This is a genomic window from Burkholderia sp. MSMB1826 (assembly GCF_001526325.1).
Classification (GTDB): Bacteria; Pseudomonadota; Gammaproteobacteria; order Burkholderiales; family Burkholderiaceae; genus Burkholderia.
Window position 1 is genome coordinate 12,217 of the sequence record NZ_LOYN01000032.1, and the last position, 20,903, is coordinate 33,119.

Here is a 20,903-nt window from a genome sequence, read left to right on the forward strand (position 1 = left end):
GCTGGAAGTATTCGATCGTGAAGATTGGTTTTAAAGGTGTCCGGTTTCCCGTCGATCTGGACAGTTTTTATTTCCAGTTGTAGAGTCCTCTGACCGATTTCAGGGCCGGCGCCGCCGGTACGAGTCAGAGGAGCCACCGATGCTGCAGTTGAGTGACCGCGACGACGCGATGTTGCGCGGGGATTTCGGCGACGGCGTCGCCCGCGCGATGCGCATCGTCGCGCGCACGGCGCAGGTGATGTCCGCGCCGCACCTGATCGACATTACGTCTGCGCACATCGACGGTTGTCTGTATCACGGCCGGACGAGCCTCGACTTCGTCGACTATTTCGTCGAGACGGGCGCGAAGGTCGCGGTGCCGACCACGCTGAACGTCGGGTCGCTCGACCTGATCCATCCCGAGCTGTATCACGGCGACCGCACGATCCAGCGCGATGCGCAGCGCCTGATGGACGCGCATGTGCTGCTCGGCTGCGAATCGAGCTTCACGTGCGCGCCGTATCAACTGAAGAATCGCCCCGCGATGGGCGAGCAGATCGCGTGGGCCGAATCGAATGCGATCGTGTTCGCGAACTCCGTGCTCGGCGCGCGCACGAGCCGCTACGGCGATTTTCTCGACCTGGCCGCCGCGATCACCGGGCGTGCGCCGTATGCGGGGCTGCATGTCGACGCGAACCGCGCCGCGCGGATCGTGTTCAATGCGCCGGACTTCAGCCGCCTGCCGTCGCGCGACATCTATTTCGCCGCGCTCGGTTTGGCGGTCGGCAAGATCGCGGGCGCCGTCGTGCCGGCGATCGTCGGGCTGCCGGCGGACACCACCGAGGACGAGCTCAAGGCGCTCGGCGCGGCCGCCGCGTCGAGCGGGGCCGTCGCGCTGTTCCATGCGGTCGGCGTGACGCCCGAGGCGCCGACGCTCGATGCCGCGTTGCACGGGCAGGCGGCGCAACGCACGGTCGACATCACGATGGCCGACCTCGACGAGATTCGCCGCACGCTGAATCACGGCGCGGCCGGCGACGCGCTCGTCGCGGTCGCGCTCGGTACGCCGCATTTTTCGCTGGCCGAATTCCGCACGCTCGACACGTTGCTCGACGCGTTCGACGGCCAGCCGGCCTGCGATTTCTACGTGAACACGAGCCGCTTCATTTTGTGGGAGCTGGAGCAAGTCGGTCTCGCGGAGAAATTCGCCGCGCGCGGCGTCCAGATCGTCGTCGATACCTGCACGTACATCACGCCGGTGATGAAGCAGTTGTCGGGGCTGGTGATGACCAACTCGGGGAAATGGGCGTCGTATGCGCCCGCGAACATCGGCGTGACGGTCGCGTACGGCAGCATGCGCGAATGCGTGCGGTCCGCGTACGAAGGCAAGGTGCGATTCGATGACTGAAGCGACGGGACAATGCTTGACGGGCGACACGCTCGTGCCGGGCAGCGCGTGCGCGCGCCCGTTCGTCCTCGACAAGCCGCTGAGCTTCTGGGGCGGCTACGACTCGGGCGCGGGCCGGATCGTCGATCGCGGGCATCCACAGGCCGGCGCGAGCCTCGCCGGCAAGGTGATGGTGATGCCGCACGCGAAGGGCTCGAGTTCGAGCAGCAGCGTGCTCGCGGAAGCCGTACGCAACGGCACGGGGCCGGTCGCGATCGTGTTGAAGGAGCGCGACCTGATCATCTCGATCGGCGCGATCGTGGCCGCCGAGCTGTATGCGATCGCGGTGCCGGTGGTGTGCGTGAGCGACGACGTGTACGACGCGATCGCCGCGGCAACCGGCGACGTGCGGATCGAAGCGGGAGAGGGGGACGGCGGCGCGCGGATTCATATCGGCGGCTGACGCGCTGCGCGCGTGTTTCGCATCAGTCGCGTGCCACGCCCGCCGCCTCCCGATACGCGCTCGGCGTCTGCCCGGCCCAGCGCCGGAACGCGCGCGTGAAATTCGCCGGGTCGGTGAATTGCAGCCGTTCGGCGATCGTCTTCAGATCGAGATCCGACGCGGCGAGCAACTGCTTGGCGTCGCGAAACCGTGCTTCGTCGAGCAATTGCCGGTAGCTCGATCCGGCTTCCTCCAGCCGGCGCCGCAGCGTGCGCGTCGACACGAGCAGCGCATCGGCGAGCGTGTCCGGCCCCGGATAATCGCCGGCCGCGCGCGCCAGTTCCGCCCGCACGCGCTCGACCAGATCGCCTTCCTCCTGCCGCACCTGCGCATATTCGCGCTCGACCTGCACGAGCGCCTGCCGGTGCGCGACTTCGTCGGCGAGCGGCAGCGGCCAGTCGAGCGCGTCGCGTGCGATCCACAACGCATTGGCCGCGCGGCCGAATGCCACCGGCGGCAACGTATCGCGATAGCGCGCGAAATACGCGGGCTCCGGCCACGTGAATTGCAGCGTGATCGGCGGTGACACGCGGCCGGACCACTGCGAGATGTTCTGCGCGAGCCCCGTGAGCACGAATTCGAACATCACGTGATGCTGCAGCACGGGGTTCGCCTGCACGCCATGCAGTTCGAGCGTCGCGCCGCGTGCGTCCTCCGCATAGGTCAGCCGGTATTGGCGATTGCGCATCCGGAAGTAGCGCTGCGTGACCGACAGCGCTTCGCGGATGTCCCGCGCGGTCAGCGTCGCGTAGCCGAGAAAGCCGTGCACGGTCGGCTTCAGCAGCAGCCCGAATGCGAGCCCGATACCCGGATCGCCGCCGATTTCGATCGCGTTGAGCACGAGCCGCCCCCATTGCGACGGCGCGACGCGGGCGTCCGGCTCGGCCAGCACGGCGTCGCGCAGGCCCGTGCCGGCACGCACGGCGGCCAGGTCGACGCCGCGTGCGGCCAGCGCCTGCAGCAGCAGGCGCGTATAGGCGACCGGAATCGTCGGTCGGCGCAGCCCGAGGCGATCCTTGCGAGACGGGGAAGTCATGTCGATTTGGCCGGAAATGACAAGCATTATGGCTGTTTGGCCCCTCACGTTCAAGGCGGTGCGCGCCTACGATGGCAGGCATCGCTTATTGGCCGGATCATCATGACGACTCCCTTTCCCCACCTGCTCGCACCGCTCGATCTCGGCTTCACGACGCTGAAGAATCGCGTGCTGATGGGCTCGATGCATACGGGCCTCGAGGACAGCCGCAAGACGCTGCCGCGCCTCGCCGAATATTTCGCCGAGCGTGCGCGCGGCGGAGTTGGCCTGATCGTGACGGGCGGCTTCGCACCGAACGTGGCCGGCTGGACCAAGCCGTTCGGCGGCATGCTGACGACGTCGGCCGCCGCGCGCCGGCATCGCGAGATCACCGGCGCGGTGCATGCGGAGGACGGCAAGATCGCGCTGCAGATCCTGCATACGGGTCGCTACGGTTATCACCCGTTCGCGGTCGCGCCGTCGAAGATCAAATCGCCGATCTCGCCGTTCGCGCCGCATGAACTGAGCGCGCGCGGCGTCGAGCGGCAGATCCGCGCGTTCGTGCGCTGCGCGACGCTGGCACGCGAAGCCGGTTACGACGGCGTCGAGATCATGGGCTCCGAGGGCTACCTGATCAACCAGTTCATCTCGATGCACACGAACAAGCGCACCGACCAGTGGGGCGGTTCGTACGAGAACCGCATGCGCCTGCCGATCGAGATCGTGGAGCGCACGCGCGAAGCGGTCGGCCGCGACTTCATCCTGATCTACCGGCTGTCGATGCTCGACCTGATTCCGGACGGCAGCGACTGGAGCGAAACCGTGCAGCTCGCGAAGGCGGTCGAGCGCGCGGGCGCGACCATCATCAACACGGGGATCGGCTGGCACGAGGCGCGCGTGCCGACGATCGCGACGTCGGTGCCGCGCGGCGCGTTCGCGTGGGTGACGAAGAAGATGAAGGGCGAGGTCGGCATTCCGCTCGTGACGACCAACCGGATCAACCGGCCCGAAGTGGCCGAGCAGATTCTCGCGGACGGCTGCGCGGACATGGTGTCGATGGCGCGCCCGCTGCTCGCGGATGCGGAGTTCGTCGTCAAGGCCGCGCAGGGCCGTGCCGACGAGATCAATACCTGCATCGGCTGCAATCAGGCATGCCTCGATCACGCGTTCAAGAACCGGATCGCATCGTGCCTGCTGAACCCGCGCGCGTGCCACGAGACCGAGCTGAAATACACGCCCGCGCCGCAGCCGAAGCGGATCGCGGTAGTTGGCGCGGGGCCGGCCGGGCTCGCCTGCTCGACGGTGCTCGCGCAGCGCGGCCATCAGGTCGATTTGTTCGACGGCGCGGCCGAGATCGGCGGCCAGTTCAACATGGCGAAGCGGATTCCGGGCAAGGAGGAGTTTCATGAAGCGCTGCGCTACTTCGGCCGGCAGGTCGAACTGACCGGCGTGAAGCTGCACCTGAACCGCCGCGTCGACGCGAGCGATCTGATCGCGGGCGGTTACGACGAGATCGTGCTGGCGACCGGCGTCGCGCCGCGCGACCCGAAGATTCCGGGGCAGGACGGGCCGAACGTGCTCAGCTATATCGACGTGCTCGCGGGCAGGCAGCCGGTGGGCCGGCGGGTCGCGGTGGTGGGCGCGGGCGGGATCGGCTTCGATGTCGCCGAATATCTGGTGCAGGACGGCGAGTCGCCGACGCTCGATCTCGACGAATGGAAAGCGGAGTGGGGCGTGACCGACCCGGCCGCGACGCGCGGCGGCGTGACGCGCGCGCAGGCGTCGGCGCCGGCGCGTGAAGTGACGCTGCTGCAGCGCAAGGCCGCCCCGCTCGGCAAGGGGCTCGGCAAGACGACCGGCTGGATTCACCGTGCGACGCTGAAGATGAAGCAGGTGAAGATGATCGGCGGCGTGAACTACGAGCGGATCGATGCGCGCGGGCTGCATGTGTCGTACGGCGAGCAGCGCACCGATCACGAACTGATCGAAGCCGACACGATCGTGCTCTGCACGGGGCAGGAGCCGCAACGTGCGTTGCTCGCGCCGTTGCAGGCGGCCGGCCGTTCGGTGCACCTGATCGGCGGCGCGGAACTGGCCGCCGAACTCGACGCGAAGCGCGCGATCGATCAGGGTGCGCGGCTCGCAGCGCGGTTGTAACGGGCGACCGCTGCAACGGTCGCTCGAACGTACGTCGCGCGGAGACGATCAGGCTGCGCGCGCGGCTCGCGGCTTGCCGCCCGATGCGCGGATTCGCCAATGCGGGACCGCGGCGAGCCGCAGCGCCGGTCGCGCTGCCACGCTAGGTGGCGGCGCGAGCCCGGCATACCGTGATTGCGATTGACTGGCGCGGCTCAGGCCGCTTCGGCCCGCTCTTCCTCCTCCGCTTCGAGCATCGCCTTGACGATCAGATAGACGGCCGGCAGATCGTCGTCGTCGCGGCGCCAGTCGACCGGCTCCTCGACGTCCGCGGCGACCAGCCGGCTGTCGCGCAGCCGGATGAACGCGTCGACGACGGCCGGATCGTTGCGGTTCAGGAAACCGGGATTCGAGAACGCCAGCTCTTCGACGTTCAGCAGCGCCTGCCAGCTCATCGTGCGCACGGCCGCCGGGTGGGTGCGACGGCGCAGGCCGAGCGCCCGCTGCGCGGGGCCGCCGACGACACGCTGCAGATCGACGACCGCCCGCTGCGCGGCGCGCTCGAAGTGGGCGGGATTGAAGCCGGGTTGTTCGGGATCGAATGCGGAAGCCTGGAACATGGTCGCCTCACAAAAGTCCGTTCGTCTGTGGATGACGGAATTCGGGTCAAATGGTGCAAAAGCACTGTAAATATATACAGTGTTCGATGCGGTTTCAAGCCCCGAATGCAGGATTCCGTGCGTCGGCGAGCGACGCGGGCGAATCGCGTCGATCGGGCGAACGCTCTACACCGCCGCCGCGATCGTTTCCCGCAGCCATCGATGCGCCGGATCGCGATGCATGCGCTCGTGCCACAGCATCGACATCTCATAGCCGGGCACCTCGACCGGTGCGTCCACCACGCGCAGCGCGGGCACGTCGCGCACCAGCCGCTCGGGCAGCATCGCGACGAGGTCGGTGCTCGCGACGGCCGACATCACGAACAGGAAGTGCGGCACCGACAGCACGACGCGTCGCGCGGCGCCGACCTTCGCGAGCGCTTCGTCGGTCACGCCGAAAAAGCCGCCGCCGTCGGGCGACACGATCACGTGCTCGAGCGTGCCGAACTGCGCGAGCGTGGGGCGCCGCTTCAGCTTCGGGTGACCGGCACGGCCGATCAGCACGTAGCGCTCGACGAACAGCGGCAGGCGCCGCATGCCGGGCGGCGACCCTTCGGTCGTGTGGAACGCGAGGTCGACGCCGTTTCGTTCGGTATCCTGCTCGATGCGCGGCGGCACGAGCTCGATCACGGCCAGCCGCGTGCCGGGCGCGGTCGAACGCAGCGTGTGCAGCGCGGGCAGCACGATCGTCGATTCGCCGTAGTCGGTCGCGGCCACCCGCCACGTGTTCGTCGCGGTCGCAGGATCGAACGGCGCGGCCGGGAGCACCGTGCGCTCGACCGCCTCGAGCGCGTCGCGCAACGGCTCGCGCAGCGCTTCCGCACGTGCGGTCGGCCGCATTCCGCGCGGCCCCGGCAGCAGCAGCGGATCGCCGAACACGTCGCGCAGTTTCTGCAACTGCACGCTGACCGACGGCTGCGACATGTTCAGCCGCTCGGCCGCGCGCGTGACGTTGTGCTCGGCGAGCAGCACGTCCAGCGTGACGAGCAGGTTCAGGTCGAGCCTTCTGAGATTATTCATGGCTATAGCTGGAATATCGGGAATTCATTTCAAATATACCGTCGGAGGCGGCATCCTGCAGTCATTCAATTGACGGAGTGACGAGCATGAAGGTGCTGATCGTGTATGCCCATCCCGAGCCGCGTTCGCTGAACGGCGCGCTGCGCGACTTCACCGTCGGCCATCTCGAAGCGGCCGGCCACACGGTGCAGGTGAGCGACCTGTATGCGATGAACTGGAAGGCGGTACTCGATGCGAACGACGTGACCGATCGCGCGCCCGACGCGCGGTTCGATCCGTCGCTCGATTCGAAGCGCGCGTTCGAGGCGGGCACGCAAAGCGAAGACATCGCGCGCGAGCAGGACAAGCTGAAGTGGGCCGACGCGGTGATCCTGCAGTTTCCGCTGTGGTGGTTCTCGATGCCGGCGATCATGAAGGGCTGGTTCGAGCGCGTGTACGCGTACGGTTTCGCGTACGGCGTCGGCGAGCATTCCGATACGCACTGGGGCGATCGCTACGGCGAAGGTTCGCTGGCCGGCAAGCGGGCGATGGTCGTCGTCACGACGGGCGGATGGGAGCCGCACTACAGCCCGCGCGGCATCAACGGGCCGATCGACGACTTGCTGTTCCCGATCCAGCACGGCGTGCTGTATTACCCGGGGTTCGACGTGCTGCCGCCGTTCGTGATCTATCAGACGGGCAAGATGAACGCCGCGCGCTTCGACAAGACGTGTACGGCGCTCGGCCGGCGTCTCGACGAACTGTGGACCACGCCGCCGATTCCGTTCCGCCGCCAGAACGCGGGCGACTACGAGATTCCGGCGCTGACGTTGAAAGAGGAGATCGCGCCGGGGACGGTGGGGTTTGCCGCGCATCTGGCCGCGTGAGAGGGGCTGCGCACGTCGACGCGCGGTGATACGGGTAACCGTCGCCGAATGCAAAACGCCCCGGGCGGCCTGCGTGACATCGCCGGCCGCCCGGGGCGTGCATTTCGCGGTCGTCGGTCACGGCCGCGATGCATCGTTGCTTACCGATCGTCTTCCCGCACCGACGAAGGATGCCGGCACAGCGCCCGCACTTCCATCTCCATATACGGAAACAGCGGCAACTGACTCAGCACGTCGTGCAGTTGCTGCACGCTGTCGACGTCGAAAATGCTGACGTTCGCATACTGCCCGGCGATTCGCCACAGATGCCGCCACACGCCCTCGTTCATCAACCGCTGGCACATCGCCTTTTCTTCCGCCTTCAGCGTCGCCGCCTTGACCGGATCCATGTCCGCCGGCAGGCGAACGGTCATTTCCACATGAAACAGCATCCTGCACTCCTTGCGTTGTCGATTCGTCGAACGGGACGGGCGCTCACGCCTGCGCGCGGGGCCGCTCGACTTCGCTCCCCGGCACGTCCTGCTTGTCCTTGAGCAGCGAGAAATCGAAGTCGATCAGCGCGAACTGCCCGTCGACGCCGTACGGCTTGCCTTCCGCGCCCTCCGCCTGCCTGACCGGCGGGATCAGCCCGTCGCGCGTCGCGAACGCGAAGTCGTCCCACAGATGCGGATCGCCATCGATGTTGATCTGCGTCGTCAGCTTACGATACCCGTCCGCGGAAACGAAGAAGTGAATGTGCGCCGGACGATGGCCGTGGCGGCCGAGCTGGTCGAGCAGTTGCTCGGTCTTGCTGCCCGGCGGCACGCTGTAGCCGACCGGCAGCACGCTGCGGAAGCTGTAACGGCCTTCGGCGTCGGTGCGGATCGAGCGGCGCAGGTTGAACGCGGGCTGCGACGGGTCGAAGTACGAGTAATTGCCCAGGTGGTTCGCATGCCACACCTCGACCAGCGCGTTCGCGAGCGGCGCGCCGTCCTGGCCGAGCACCCGGCCGCGCATGATCAGCGTCTGGCCCGGATCGGTGCCGTCGTCGAGCCGTGCGTGACCGACCGATTCCGGCGCGCCGGCGACGTACAGCGGCCCTTCGATCGTGCGCGGCGTGCCGCCGTGGATGCCGGCCTTTTCCTCGGCTTCGTCCATCCGCACGTCGAGGAAGCGTTCGAGGCCGAGGCCCGCAGCGATCAGCCCGAATTCGCGGCCGGCTTCGTTCAGGAAGTTCAGCGCCGTCCAGAATTCGCTCGGCTGCACGTCGAAGTCCTCGATCGTGTAGCAGATGTCCTTCACGATCCGGTTGACGATCGCGCGCACGCGCGGGTTGCCGGGCTTCTCGGCGGCGTCGTCGAAGGTCTTCAGCAGTGCGTCGATGGCTTGCTTGTTCATCTGTGTCTCCGGTTTCGGTTGTCGTGTGGGGATCAGCGGGCGTCGCGTCGCATCCGTTCGATGCGGGCCCAGTCGAAGGTGAGGCCGAGGCCGGGCGCCGCCGGCAGGTGCAGCTTGAAGTCCTGGTAGCGCAGCGGCTCGCCGAGAATCTCCTCGGTGAGCAGCAGCGGGCCGAACAGTTCGGTGCCCCATTTCAGCGAGTCGAACGTGCTGAACAGTTGCGCGGACGCCATCGTGCCGGCCGCGCCTTCGAGCATCGTGCCGCCGTACAGTTCGATGCCGGCCGCCGCGGCGATCGACGCGACGCTCGCCGCGCCCTGCAGGCCGCCCGATTGCGCGATCTTCACCGCGAACACGTCGGCCGCGCGGTCCTGCGCGAGCGCGAACGCGTCGACGGGGCCGTGCAGCGCCTCGTCGGCCATGATCGGCACCTGCGCGAGCTGCGTGAGGCGTTTCAGCCCCGCGCGGTTGGTCGCGGCGATCGGCTGCTCGACGAGGCTCACGCCGGCGTCGGCGAGCCGCGCGCCGGCCCAGATCGCATCGGTTTCGCTCCAGGCCTGGTTCACGTCGACCCGCACGTCGCCGCGCTCGCCGAGCGCGCGCTTGATCGCGACCACGTGCGCCACGTCGTCGGCGACCGCGTTCGCGCCGATCTTCAGCTTGAACGCGCGATGGCGGCGGGCGTCGAGCATCGCTTCGGCTTCCGCGATGTCGCGCTGCGTGTCGCCGCTCGCGAGCGTCCACGCGACATCGACCGCATCGGCCCGGCGCCCGCCGAACAGCTCGGACAGCGGCACGCCCAGACGCCGCGCCTGCGCATCGAACAGCGCGGTCTCGATCGCGCACTTCGCGAAGCGGTTGCCCTGGAACAGCTTGCGCGCCCGCGCCATCGCGGCGCCGGGGCGCGTCGCGTCCATGCCTTGCAGCAGCGGCGCGAAATAGGTGTCGAGGTTGACCTTGATGCTTTCGGGGCTTTCCTCGCCATAGGCGAGGCCGCCGATGGTCGTCGCCTCGCCGACGCCTTCGATACCGTCCGTGCATCGAATTCGGACCAGGACGAGCGTCTGGCAATGCATCGTGGCGACCGACAATTTGTGGGGCCGGATCGTCGGCACATCGACCAGCAACGTCTCGATGCGCTCGATGGTGGCGGCGGTTGCTATCATGCGATTCCTCCTGTTGGTGCACATGGTAGGAATTCCCGCCCCGCGTCGTCCAACACTCTTTCCGACTACTTCCATACCTTTGAGGCATGAAATGGAATTGCGTCAGCTCCGGTACTTCATCGCCGTCGCCGAGGAAATGAACATCACGCGGGCCGCGGAGCGGCTGCACATGACGCAGCCGCCGCTGAGCCGCCAGCTCCAGGCGATCGAGGACGAGATCGGGTTGCCGCTGTTCGAGCGCGGCGCGCGGCCGCTGAAACTGACCGATGCCGGGCGCGTGTTCTATGCGCAGGCGAAACGTCTGGTCGACCAGGCCGACGAGCTCGGCCCGCTGACGCGGCGGCTCGCGCAACTGTCGGAGCGGATCGTGATCGGCTTCGTGCCGTCGACGCTGTACGGCGCGCTGCCGGACGTGATTCGCGCGTTTCGCGAGGCGCAGCCGGACGTCGAGCTGTCGCTGATCGAAATGTTCACGCTCGAGCAGCTGGGCGCGCTGAAGGGCGGACGGATCGACGTGGGGTTCGGCCGTCTGCGCTTCGACGACGACCAGTTGGTGCGCGAGGCGCTGATCGAGGAGAAGCTGATCGCGGCGCTGCCGGTCGGGCATCGGCTCGCCGATCCGACCCGGCCGCTGACGCTCGCGGATCTCGCGAGCGAGACGATGATCGTCTATCCGAGCACGCCGCGGCCGAGCTTCGCCGATCAGCAGTTGTCGGCGCTGCGCGACGGGGCGGTCGTGCCGGCGGCCGTGCACGAGGTGCGCGAACTGCAGACGGCGCTCGGGCTCGTCGCCGCGCAGGTGGGCGTGTCGCTGGTGCCGGAGAGCGTGGAGGGCGTGCGCGTGAAGGGCGTCGTCTATCGGCGGCTGCCGGAGCCGGGCGCGACGTCGCCGATCATCATGAGCCGCCGGCTGCACGGCGAAAGCGCCGCCACGGCGGCGTTCTGCTCGATTGCGCGCGAGATGATCGTGCCGGCCGCATAGCGGAGCTGCTCGCCTTTCGACTGCAACTAACGGTCAGGCCCGGCGGAGCCGGCGGACGCAGTGCGAGGTCCGTTGCGGGGCGATGTCGGTGGGCGTCGGCACGCGGCTGCCGCGGGCGAGCCGGGAGGCAGATCGGAAGGTCGGGAAGGTCGGGAAGGTCGGGAAGGTCGGGAAGGCCGGGAAGATCGGGCTGGCCGGGCCGGGCAGGCAGATCGGCAAGCCCGCGCGTCCGGGCTACCGCTTCCCGTCGAGCGTGTCCGACGGCGATTCGCCGAACTTCTCCCGATACGCGATGGCGAACCGGCCGAGGTGCGTAAATCCGCAATCGAGCGCGATATCGGCGATCCGCCGGTCGGACGCCGCGCCGCGCAGCAGTTCGCGCGCGTGCGCGAGCCGCGTCGCGCGCAGGTATTGCATCGGGCTCATCCCGCGGAATTGCAGGAACGCGTCGCGCAGCGTCCGTTCGGGCACGTTGGCGGCCTGGACGATATCGGCGAGCTGCAGCGGCTGCGCGTAGTGTGCATCGACGAATTCCTGCGCGCGCCGCACGAAGCCCGGCGCCGGGTCGCGATGCGACGCCTGCAGCGCGGACGGCGGATGACCTTCGATCAGCAGGTCGATCAGCAGATGCTCAAGCTGCGATGCGACCCGCGGGTTCGCGTTCGCGCGTTCGAGCAGCTCGGGCGACCGCGCGACGAGCATCAGTTGCTGGCGCCACGCGGCGAGCGCGGCGTCGCTGATGTGCAGCACGGGATCGAGCGTCGCGCGCGGATCGCCGGTCAGCGAACCGACGGTCGCCGCGTCGATGCGCAGCACGAACTGCTCGCAATCGGCCGACAGCACCGCGTCGAAGCGCTCGCCGGGCGCGCACAGCACGCCGGTCTGCCCGTCGACGCCGAGCTGCCGCCCCATCGCGCGCACTTGCGCGTGGCCGGACAGGCAGAACATCAGCAGGTAGTAGCCGTCGACGGCGTCGACCTGCACGCGCATCGCGTCGCCGAACGCGATCGTGCCGATCCCGAGGCCGCCCAGCTTGACGAAATCCATGTGCGATGCGCCGTGCACGCGGCCGTTCGGCAGCAGCGCGTGCGGCTGCATCACACGCGAGATCCGCTCGCGCGTCTCGTCGAGATCGCGGGATTCGAACAGCCGGTGCGCACGCAGCGCGAGCGGCTCGAACGACGTTGGGGACATGGGCCTCAGCCTTGGTATGGACGACGCGCGCTTCGATCCGACGAATGGGCCGCGCTCGTGCGCCGGGTCGCGTGTGCCGTCATGCTAGCGCAGAAATCCGCCGAAAGTGGATATTGCGCCGCCGCAATCGCACTTTCCGGATAGACGCCGAATATTAGCCTTTCAAAAATCGGCTCCATGCATTCAACGCAACGGATCGACAAGGAGTCCGACATGGAGCAGACAGAATCGCCCGTCGTTTTCGCCGCGCGCGGCGACGCGTCCGACGTGACCTTCCCGCACGACGACGGCTCGCGCGTGCCGTACAAGGTGTTCAGCTCGCAGGCGGTCTACGAACGCGAGCAGGAACGCATCTTCCGCGGGCCGACGTGGAATTTCGTCGTACTCGAAGCGGAAATCCCGAACGCCGGCGACTTCAAGAGCACGTTCGTCGGCGATACGCCGGTGGTCGTCACGCGCACCGAGGACGGCGCGCTGTCCGCGTGGGTGAACCGCTGCGCGCACCGCGGCGCGCAGGTGTGCCGCAAGTCGCGCGGCAACGCGAGTTCGCACACGTGCGTCTATCACCAGTGGAGCTTCGACAACCAGGGCAACCTGCTCGGCGTGCCGTTCCGGCGCGGCCAGAAGGGCATGACCGGGATGCCGGCCGACTTCGATTCGAAGCAGCACGGGCTGCGCAAGCTGCGCGTCGACAGCTATCGCGGGCTCGTGTTCGCGACCTTCAGCGACGAGGTCGCGCCGCTGCCCGAGTATCTCGGCGAGCAGATGCGCCCGTGGATCGACCGGATCTTCCACAAGCCGATCGAGTATCTCGGCTGCACGCGTCAGTATTCGAAGTCGAACTGGAAGCTGTACATGGAGAACGTGAAGGATCCGTATCACGCGAGCATGCTGCACCTGTTCCATACGACCTTCAACATCTTCCGCGTCGGGATGAAGGCGCGCTCGATTCCGGACGCGAACCACGGGCTGCACAGCATCATCACGGTGACGAAGACGGGCGACGATACGTCGGCCGCGTACAAGCAGCAGAACATCCGTTCGTTCGACGAGGGATTTCATCTGGAGGACGAATCGATTCTCGATCTCGTGTCGGAATACGACGAGGATTGCACGAACCATATCCAGCCGATCTTCCCGCAGCTCGTGATCCAGCAGATCCACAACACGCTGGTCGCGCGCCAGATCCTGCCGAAGGGGCCGGACAACTTCGAGCTGATCTTCCACTTCTTCGGTTATGCGGACGACACGCCCGAGCTGCGCGCGTTGCGCATCAAGCAGGCGAACCTGGTCGGGCCGGCCGGCTACATCTCGATGGAGGACACGGAAGCGACCGAACTCGTGCAGCGCGGCACCGTGCGCGACGCCGACGCGACGTCGGTGATCGAGATGTCGCGCGGCAATCCGGACCAGCAGGACACGGTGATCACCGAAAGCCTGATCCGCAAGTTCTGGGTCGGCTACCAGAAGCTGATGGGCTATTGAGGCGGGAGCGAAAAATGACGGAAGACATGAAGACGTGGTTCGAGATTTACATGCTCCAGAACCGCTACATCGGGCATCTCGACAACGACCGGCTCGAACGCTGGCCGGAAATGTTCACCGAGGACTGCACGTACGAAATCGTGCCGAAGGAGAACGCGGATCTCGGCCTGCCGGTCGGGATCGTCCACTGCACGAATCAGCGGATGCTGCGCGATCGCGTGGTGTCGCTGCGGCACGCGAACATCTACGAAGCGCATACGTACCGGCACATGACGTCGGGTCTCACGATCGTCGCACAGCGCGACGGCGAGATCGACACCGAGAGCAACTACGTGGTCGTGCAGACGCGCAGCAACGGCGAATCGAACGTGTACCAGGCCGGCAAGTACTACGACACGGTCGTGCGCACGCCCGACGGGCTGCGCTACAAGACCAAGCGCGTGATCTACGACACGTCGCGCGTGCAGACGCTGCTCGCGACCCCGATCTGACCGATCTGACGAAGCAAGGAATCGACATGACCGAAGCAACGCTGGCCGAGTGGCATCCGCTCGGCGCTTTCGACGAATTCTCCGAGGACGAACCGGCGGCGCGCGTCGCCGGCCAGAAGCCGATCGCCGTGTTCCGGATCGGCGACGAACTGTTCGCGATGCACGACCTCTGCACGCACGGGCATGCGCGGCTGTCCGAAGGCTATGTGGAGGACGGCTGCGTCGAATGCCCGCTGCACCAGGGGCTGATCGACATTCGCACCGGCGCGCCGAAATGCGCGCCGATCACCGAGCCGGTGCGAACCTATCCGATCCGGATCGTCGACGGGCAGGTGGAAGTCAATGTCGGCTGATCCGTTCGTGATCGTCGGCGCCGGCCATGCGGCGCGGCGTACGGCCGAGGCGCTGCGCGAGCGCGACGCCGCGGCGCGCATCGTGATGATCGGCGCGGAGCGCGAGTTGCCGTACGACCGGCCGGCGCTGTCGAAGGATGCGCTGCTGAGCGACGGCGGCGAGCAGCGTGCGTTCATTCGCGATGCCGCGTGGTACGACGCGCAGCGCATCGAACTGCGGCTCGGCGCACGCGTCGAAGCGATCGAGCGGGATGCACGGCGCGTGCGGCTCGACGACGGTGCGACGTTGCCGTACGCGAAGCTCGTGCTCGCGACGGGCTCGCGCGTGCGGACGTTCGGCGGCCCGGTCGACGAAGGTATCGTGCCGCATTACGTGCGTACCGTGGCGGATGCGCGCGCGTTGCGTGCGCAACTTGCGCCCGGGCGCCGCGTGGCGGTGCTCGGCGGCGGCTTCATCGGCCTCGAGGTCGCGGCGGCCGCGCGCCAGCTCGGCTGCGACGTGACGGTGATCGATCCGGCCGCGCGCTTGCTGCAGCGTGCGTTGCCGGAAGCCGTCGGCGCGTATGCACGGCAATTGCATGACGCGCGCGGTGTGGCTTTCCAGATGGCGACGCTGCCGCGCGCGATCCGCCGCGCGCCGGGCGGCGGCGCCGTCGTCGAGGCCGATCGCGGCGACGTGCCGGCCGACGTCGTTGTGGTCGGCATCGGTGTCGTGCCCAACGTCGAGCTGGCGCAGGCGGCCGGGCTCGACGTCGACAACGGGATACGCGTCGATGCAGGCTGCCGCACGGCCGATGCCGCGATCTTCGCGGCGGGCGAGGTGACGATGCACTTCAATCCGCTGCTCGGGCGCCACGTGCGGATCGAATCGTGGCAGGTGGCGGAAAACCAGCCGGCCGTCGCGGCCGCGAACCTGCTCGGCGCCGACGAGCGCTATGCGGAGCTGCCGTGGCTGTGGTCCGATCAGTACGACTGCAACCTGCAGATGCTCGGGCTGTTCGGCAGCGAACGCACGATCGTCGTGCGCGGCGATCCGGCGAGCGGGTCGTTCACGGTGTTCGGGCTCGGCGACGACGGCAGGATCGTCGCGGTGGCCGCGGCGAACCTCGGGCGCGACATCGGTGCGTCGCGGCGGTTGATCGCGGCGGGCGCGGTGCCCGATCCGGAGAAGCTGGCCGATCCGGCGGTCAATCTGAAGACGTTCATGTAGCGGCGGCGCGCGGCACGCGTGCGCCGCGAGTGCCGACGCCGGCGGGCGGGTTTGTCGGTTGCGGCGAAATCGGGGATATTAGCGGCATCGCCGATTCGTCCGTCCTCCATGACGCCAGACAAAGCCCTCGAACTGAAACGAAGCAAGCGCCGTGCGCTGTGGCTGCTGCTGGCGGCCGTCGCGGTGTTCGTCGCCACCATCCTGCTGCCGCGCGGCCCGTGGGTCGACGGCTTCAAGGCGGTGGCCGAAGCCGCGATGGTCGGCGCGCTCGCCGACTGGTTCGCGGTCGTCGCGCTGTTCCGCCGCGTGCCGATCCCGTTCGTGTCGCGCCACACCGAGATCATCCCGAAGAACAAGGACAAGATCGCCGACAACCTCGCGGTGTTCGTGCGCGAGAAATTCCTCGGCCCCGACGCGCTCGCCGCGCAGATTCGCCAGCACGATCCCGCGCAGAAGCTCGGCGCGTGGCTCGGCGAGCCGGCGAACACCGACGCGCTCGGCGGCTACGTGACGAAGCTGACGAGCTTCGCGCTCGACATGACCGACGACGCGCGGATCCAGTCGTTCGTCCACGATGCGTTCCGCGCGGTGATCGACCGGGTCGACCTGTCGCAATCGGCCGGCGCGATCCTCGACACGCTGACGAAGGACGGCCGCCACCAGGCGCTGCTCGACGACGCGATCGAACAGGTGGTCGACGTGCTCGACAAGGAAGAGAACCGCGAGGTGATCGCGGGCTTCATCGTCGAATGGCTGAAGACGCAATACCCGAAGGTCGAGAAGATCATGCCGACGCAGTGGTTCGGCGAGAACGGCGCGCGGATGCTCGCGAGCGCGGTGAGCCGCGTGCTCGAAGGCGTCGCGGCCGACCCCGAGCACGAGTTGCGGCAACGCTTCGACCGGACGGTCGTGCGGCTGACCGAGCGGCTGAAGCACGACCCCGCGTTCATCGCGAAGGGCGACGAGATCAAGCGCTATATTCGCGACGGCGATGCGTTCAACGAGTACGTGCGCGACTTGTGGGACCAGTTGCGCGCGTGGTTGAAGGCCGATCTCGCGCGCCCCGATTCGGCGCTGCACCGGCAGGCCGCGACGCTCGGCGGCTGGCTCGGCGCGCGGCTCGCCGAGAGCCCGGCGCTGCGTGCGTCGCTGAACGAGCACGTCGAGAAGGCCGTGCACGAGATGGCGCCCGATTTCGCCGATTTCCTGATGCGTCACATTCGCGACACGGTGCGCAACTGGGATGCGGGCGAGATGTCGCGGCAGATCGAGCTGAACATCGGCAAGGATCTCCAATACATCCGCATCAACGGCACGCTGGTCGGCGGGCTGATCGGGCTCGGGTTGTATCTGGTGTCGCTCGCGCCGCGCTGGGCGGCCGGCTGGCTGCATTGACGCGGCCACGCGAACGAACGGTGGACTGCGTGCCTACGCGTGCGTGCGTTCGCGCGGTTCGACCTTGCGGTCGATCTCATTGCGCGTCGGAAGCGTCTTGAGATCGTACGTGGCTTGCAGATTCAGCCAGAATTCCGGCGACGTATCGAAGTAGCGCCCGAGCCGATAGGCCGTATCGGCCGTGATTCCGCGCCGTTCCTTGACGATTTCGTGCAACCGCGTTGCCGGCACGTTCAACGCGAGCGCCAGCGCGTTGACGCTCAATTCCAGCGGAACGAGGAATTCTTCCCGAAGGATTTCGCCCGGATGAATCGGGCGCATTCCGTTCTTGAGCATGCGAAGCTCCAGTCAGTGACAGTCGACGATCTCGACCTGGACGGGCCGTCGTCGCGCCATTCGAAACAAATCCGCCATCGCTCGTTGATGCGGATGCTGTGCTGACCTTCCCGATCGCCCTGCAACGCTTCGAGCCTGTTGCCGGGAGGCGCCCGCAAATCGCGCAGTTCCTTCGCTGCGGCAATCATTTGCAGTTTCCGGGTGGCAACCGTTTCGATCGTGCGGAAGCGCTTGGGCGTCTCTCCTGCGAAAAGCAACTGCGTGTCTTTGCATCGGAACGAATTGATCATTACGGTTAGGGTATTACGTTTTGCGTAATACGTCAATGAGAATGAAATGGCTGTGGCGATGCGCGCGCCGAAGCGTTGTCGCGTGAGATGAACAACAGGAGACCTACCTGATTGGAAATCAATGGAGGTCGACGCGTGACGACAGGCGTCGCCGATGGGTGCCCAGCGGTTTCTGTCGTTCTGACGAGTATGGGGCGTTCGATGCCTTTACGCGTCCGATATGCCATCCGGACGATCGGATGCATCGACGGCACGCAGGCCGGCGGGCTGATCGGCTCGGGGCGGATCGGATGTCGCTCGCACCGCGCCGCGCCGCGCCGGGCGGCCGGGTGGCGGCATCGAGGCGGGTACGGACGTTGCGCCGGCGGCGCGATGCCGTGCGTCGCCCCGGTCAGGCGGCAGCCTTGGCGCCGTGCAATTGCAGGCCGAGCGCCTTGATGACTTTCAGGATCGTGCCGAAGCTCGGATTGCCGTCGTGCGACAGCGCCTTGTACAGCCCTTCGCGCGACAGGCCCGCATCGCGCGCGACCTGCGACATGCCGCGTGCGCGGGCGATCACGCCGAGCGCGTGCGCGATGAAGGCCGGATCGTCGCCGGCTTCCTGCAGGCATGCGTCGAAGTAGTCGGCCATGTCGTCTTCGGTTTTCAGGTGTTCGGCCGAATCCCATGGCCGCGTCTTGATCTTGTTCATCGATCACTCCATGTCGAGGTGCGCGAGCATTGCATGCGCGGCGCGTATGTCGGCCTGCTGCGTCGATTTATCGCCGCCGCAAAGCAGGATGACCCATATCGTCGCGCGCCTGACGTAATAGACGCGGTAGCCGGGCCCATGGTCGATGCGCATTTCCACGATGGGCGCGCCGGCGGATTTCCAGTCGCCGGGATTGCCCATCGACAGGCGGTCGATGCGCGCCTGGATGCGGCGCTTGGCGATGCGATCGGGCAGGCCGGCGAACCAGGTGTCGAAGACGTCGGTGGTCCGGATGCTGAATGCCGGGGAACTGTAAGGCATGAATTGCGATGTGTCAACCATGGTTCACATGTCTGTCGAGTTGAACATCGTTCCCATTACAGCCCGGCCGGGGCACCGCTGGACGTTTCCCGGCCATCAGGCCGATCTTTCCGCTGCCGCAGTCGGCCATCCGGCCGAAGCCGGAATTTCGGGAATCCGTCTACAATCAAAAACGTCTTTGCCGCCCGCGCGTACTTGCCGCGCAGGCGGGTCCGTTCGTCCTCCGGCATCCGGAGGCGCCGCCGCGCAGCACGCATCCGGTATTGCGTCTTGCGCGGCGAGCAGTGCCGTGGTCTGTGTCCAGTAGGTAAGGCGTCCGCGTGCCGTAGGCCGGCGCGCGTCCTGAACGCCGCGTGTCCGTAGGCCGGGCAGGCGGCATAACCGAGAGTCCCCATGAAAGCATCGGATCTGTTCGTGAAGGCGCTGGAAGCCGAAGGCGTCGAGTACGTGTTCGGCATTCCAGGCGAAGAAAACCTCGATCTGCTCGAATCGCTGCGGCGATCGAAGATCAAGCTCGTGCTGACCCGGCACGAGCAGGCGGCCGGGTTCATGGCCGCCACCTACGGCCGCCTCACGGGCCGCACCGGCGTGTGTCTCGCGACGCTCGGGCCGGGCGCGACGAACTTCGTGACGGCTGCCGCGTATGCGCAGCTCGGCGGGATGCCGATGCTGATGATCACCGGGCAGAAGCCGATCAAGTCCAGCAAGCAGGGCCATTTCCAGATCGTCGACGTGGTCGACATGATGCAGCCGCTCACGAAGTTCACGCGGCAAATCGTGTCGATCGGCAACATCCCGTCGGCCGTGCGCGAAGCGTTCCGCCGCGCGGAGGAAGAGCGCCCGGGCGCCGCGCACCTCGAGCTGCCCGAAGACATCGCGCACGAAGAGGGCGACGGCAAGCCGATTCCGCGCAGCTACAGCCGGCGGCCGGTGGCGGAGGAGAAGGCGGTCGCGCACGCGGTCGACGCGATCCAGGCCGCGCGCCATCCGCTGCTGATGATCGGCGCGGGCGGCAACCGCAAGACCACCTGCAAGATGCTGCTCGAATTCGTCGACAAGACGGGCATCCCGTTCTTCACGACGCAGATGGGCAAGGGCGTGATCGACGAGACGCACCCGCTGTGGCTCGGCAACGCGACGCTGTCCGACGGCGACTTCGTGCATCGCGCGATCGAGCATGCGGATTGCATCATCAACGTCGGCCACGACGTGATCGAGAAGCCGCCGTTCTTCATGCGCACCGACGACAAGACCGTGATCCACGTGAACTTCCTCGGCGCGCAGGTCGACCCCGTCTATTTTCCGCAGATCGAGGTGGTCGGCGACATCGCGAACGCGGTGTGGCAGATGAAGGAGGCGGTGAGGCCGCAGCCGCATTGGGATTTCGAGCGCTTCGCGATGATCAAGACGCATTTCGACGCGCATCTGGAAAAGGGCCAGCACGACCCGCGGTTCCCGATGTATCCGGTGCGGATCGTGAACGACCTGTACAACGCGCTGCCGCTCGACGGCATCGTCTGCCTCGACAACGGGATGTACAAGATCTGGTTCGCGCGCTACTGGCGTGCGCACGAACCGAATTCGCTGCTGCTCGACAACGCGCTCGCGTCGATGGGCGCGGGCCTGCCGTCGGCGATCGCGACGAAGATCGTGCATCCGCAGCGCAAGGTGATCGCCGTGTGCGGCGACGGCGGCTTCATGATGAATTCTCAGGAGCTCGAAACGGCCGTGCGGCTGAAGCTCGACATCGTCGTGATGATCCTGCGCGACGATGCGTTCGGGATGATCCGCTGGAAGCAGGAGAACATGAATTTCCCCGATTTCGCGATGACGCTGAAGAATCCCGACTTCGTGTCGTACGCGCAGAGCTACGGCGCGCACGGGCATCGCGTCGAATCGGCCGACGATCTCGAGCCGTTGCTGCGCGAGTGCTTCTCGTCGCCGGGCGTGCACGTGATCGACGTGCCGATCGACTACTCCGACAACGAGCGCGTGCTGAACCGCGAGATCAAGCGCCTGTCGGCGCAACTCTGAATGCCCCGTTCACA

21 protein-coding genes and 1 pseudogene are annotated in these 20,903 nt (G+C 67.1%); 11 read left to right on the plus strand and 11 right to left on the minus strand.

What is annotated here, in order from left to right:
- Nucleotides 1–139 precede the first annotated feature (139 nt).
- Complete coding sequence (locus WS95_RS20300; protein ID WP_059825323.1) at nucleotides 140–1,387, plus strand: aconitase X; 1,248 nt, start codon at nucleotides 140–142, stop codon at nucleotides 1,385–1,387.
- Nucleotides 1,380–1,829 (plus strand): aconitase X swivel domain-containing protein, encoded by a 450-nt coding sequence (locus tag WS95_RS20305; RefSeq protein WP_059825325.1) that lies wholly within the window; start codon nucleotides 1,380–1,382, stop codon nucleotides 1,827–1,829. Before WS95_RS20300 ends, WS95_RS20305 begins: the two co-directional genes overlap by 8 nt.
- A 22-nt stretch (nucleotides 1,830–1,851) precedes the next feature.
- Here WS95_RS20305 and WS95_RS20310 read toward each other — a convergent pair whose 3' ends face one another.
- Nucleotides 1,852–2,931 carry an AraC family transcriptional regulator gene (locus WS95_RS20310; RefSeq protein WP_059825328.1) on the minus strand — a complete coding sequence of 360 codons (1,080 nt, stop codon included), beginning with the start codon at nucleotides 2,929–2,931 and terminating at the stop codon, nucleotides 1,852–1,854.
- Nucleotides 2,932–3,006: 75 nt separating this feature from the next.
- On the opposite strand from WS95_RS20310, the gene WS95_RS20315 reads away from it, so the two are divergent.
- Nucleotides 3,007–5,040: an NADPH-dependent 2,4-dienoyl-CoA reductase gene (locus WS95_RS20315; protein ID WP_059825331.1), complete on the plus strand. Its 2,034-nt coding sequence runs from the start codon at nucleotides 3,007–3,009 to the stop codon at nucleotides 5,038–5,040.
- 194 nt (nucleotides 5,041–5,234) lie between these two features.
- Here WS95_RS20315 and WS95_RS20320 read toward each other — a convergent pair whose 3' ends face one another.
- Nucleotides 5,235–5,639: a DUF2471 family protein gene (locus tag WS95_RS20320; protein WP_059784235.1), complete on the minus strand. Its 405-nt coding sequence runs from the start codon at nucleotides 5,637–5,639 to the stop codon at nucleotides 5,235–5,237.
- Nucleotides 5,640–5,804: 165 nt separating this feature from the next.
- Entirely contained in the window at nucleotides 5,805–6,698 is an 894-nt protein-coding gene (locus tag WS95_RS20325; protein ID WP_059825334.1) for a LysR family transcriptional regulator, read from the minus strand.
- 86 nt (nucleotides 6,699–6,784) lie between these two features.
- On the opposite strand from WS95_RS20325, the gene WS95_RS20330 reads away from it, so the two are divergent.
- Nucleotides 6,785–7,564 (plus strand): NAD(P)H-dependent oxidoreductase, encoded by a 780-nt coding sequence (locus tag WS95_RS20330; protein WP_059825336.1) that lies wholly within the window; start codon nucleotides 6,785–6,787, stop codon nucleotides 7,562–7,564.
- 140 nt (nucleotides 7,565–7,704) lie between these two features.
- On the opposite strand, the gene catC is transcribed toward WS95_RS20330, so the two are convergent.
- From catC to WS95_RS20345, 3 genes are read right to left on the minus strand one after another with little or no spacing between them, the layout of a single operon-like run.
- Nucleotides 7,705–7,995 carry a muconolactone Delta-isomerase gene (gene catC, locus WS95_RS20335; protein ID WP_059825339.1) on the minus strand — a complete coding sequence of 97 codons (291 nt, stop codon included), beginning with the start codon at nucleotides 7,993–7,995 and terminating at the stop codon, nucleotides 7,705–7,707.
- A gap of 43 nt (nucleotides 7,996–8,038) precedes the next feature.
- Entirely contained in the window at nucleotides 8,039–8,941 is a 903-nt protein-coding gene (gene catA, locus WS95_RS20340) for a catechol 1,2-dioxygenase (RefSeq protein WP_034205324.1), read from the minus strand.
- Between the two features lie 32 nt (nucleotides 8,942–8,973).
- Nucleotides 8,974–10,107: a muconate/chloromuconate family cycloisomerase gene (locus WS95_RS20345; protein ID WP_059825340.1), complete on the minus strand. Its 1,134-nt coding sequence runs from the start codon at nucleotides 10,105–10,107 to the stop codon at nucleotides 8,974–8,976.
- Between the two features lie 91 nt (nucleotides 10,108–10,198).
- Between WS95_RS20345 and WS95_RS20350 the strand changes: the two genes are divergently transcribed.
- Entirely contained in the window at nucleotides 10,199–11,089 is an 891-nt protein-coding gene (locus WS95_RS20350; RefSeq protein WP_059825343.1) for a LysR family transcriptional regulator, read from the plus strand.
- A 234-nt stretch (nucleotides 11,090–11,323) separates the two neighbouring features.
- On the opposite strand, the gene andR is transcribed toward WS95_RS20350, so the two are convergent.
- Nucleotides 11,324–12,283, minus strand: a complete 960-nt coding sequence (gene andR, locus WS95_RS20355) for an anthranilate 1,2-dioxygenase regulatory protein AndR (RefSeq protein WP_059825347.1) — start codon at nucleotides 12,281–12,283, stop codon at nucleotides 11,324–11,326.
- 213 nt (nucleotides 12,284–12,496) lie between these two features.
- On the opposite strand from andR, the gene andAc reads away from it, so the two are divergent.
- The 5 genes from andAc to WS95_RS20380 all read left to right on the plus strand — a co-directional run bounded on the left by andAc (nucleotide 12,497) and on the right by WS95_RS20380 (nucleotide 17,217).
- Nucleotides 12,497–13,768, plus strand: coding sequence for an anthranilate 1,2-dioxygenase large subunit AndAc (andAc, locus tag WS95_RS20360; protein WP_059825350.1), 1,272 nt, complete (start codon nucleotides 12,497–12,499; stop codon nucleotides 13,766–13,768).
- Nucleotides 13,769–13,782: 14 nt separating this feature from the next.
- Complete coding sequence (gene andAd / locus WS95_RS20365; protein WP_059825352.1) at nucleotides 13,783–14,259, plus strand: anthranilate 1,2-dioxygenase small subunit AndAd; 477 nt, start codon at nucleotides 13,783–13,785, stop codon at nucleotides 14,257–14,259.
- Nucleotides 14,260–14,285: 26 nt separating this feature from the next.
- The gene (gene andAb, locus WS95_RS20370) at nucleotides 14,286–14,612 is read left to right on the plus strand and encodes an anthranilate 1,2-dioxygenase ferredoxin subunit AndAb (RefSeq protein ID WP_006479527.1); all 327 of its coding nucleotides are present in this window, start codon (nucleotides 14,286–14,288) and stop codon (nucleotides 14,610–14,612) included.
- Nucleotides 14,602–15,822, plus strand: coding sequence for an anthranilate 1,2-dioxygenase system ferredoxin--NAD(+) reductase (gene andAa / locus WS95_RS20375; RefSeq protein ID WP_059825355.1), 1,221 nt, complete (start codon nucleotides 14,602–14,604; stop codon nucleotides 15,820–15,822). Before andAb ends, andAa begins: the two co-directional genes overlap by 11 nt.
- Before the next feature lie 108 nt (nucleotides 15,823–15,930).
- Nucleotides 15,931–17,217: a DUF445 domain-containing protein gene (locus WS95_RS20380; protein WP_059784221.1), complete on the plus strand. Its 1,287-nt coding sequence runs from the start codon at nucleotides 15,931–15,933 to the stop codon at nucleotides 17,215–17,217.
- 33 nt (nucleotides 17,218–17,250) lie between these two features.
- On the opposite strand, the gene WS95_RS20385 is transcribed toward WS95_RS20380, so the two are convergent.
- From WS95_RS20385 to WS95_RS20395, 4 genes and pseudogenes are all read right to left on the minus strand, one after another.
- Nucleotides 17,251–17,553 (minus strand): HigA family addiction module antitoxin, encoded by a 303-nt coding sequence (locus WS95_RS20385; protein ID WP_059784218.1) that lies wholly within the window; start codon nucleotides 17,551–17,553, stop codon nucleotides 17,251–17,253.
- 12 nt (nucleotides 17,554–17,565) lie between these two features.
- Nucleotides 17,566–17,843: pseudogene (locus WS95_RS33710) on the minus strand (type II toxin-antitoxin system RelE/ParE family toxin).
- 391 nt (nucleotides 17,844–18,234) lie between these two features.
- The gene (locus WS95_RS20390; protein ID WP_059784215.1) at nucleotides 18,235–18,534 is read right to left on the minus strand and encodes an addiction module antidote protein; all 300 of its coding nucleotides are present in this window, start codon (nucleotides 18,532–18,534) and stop codon (nucleotides 18,235–18,237) included.
- Between the two features lie 3 nt (nucleotides 18,535–18,537).
- Nucleotides 18,538–18,855 (minus strand): type II toxin-antitoxin system RelE/ParE family toxin, encoded by a 318-nt coding sequence (locus WS95_RS20395; protein WP_059825358.1) that lies wholly within the window; start codon nucleotides 18,853–18,855, stop codon nucleotides 18,538–18,540.
- 393 nt (nucleotides 18,856–19,248) lie between these two features.
- Between WS95_RS20395 and WS95_RS20400 the strand changes: the two genes are divergently transcribed.
- Nucleotides 19,249–20,889 carry an acetolactate synthase large subunit gene (locus WS95_RS20400; protein ID WP_034205314.1) on the plus strand — a complete coding sequence of 547 codons (1,641 nt, stop codon included), beginning with the start codon at nucleotides 19,249–19,251 and terminating at the stop codon, nucleotides 20,887–20,889.
- Nucleotides 20,890–20,903 lie beyond the last annotated feature (14 nt).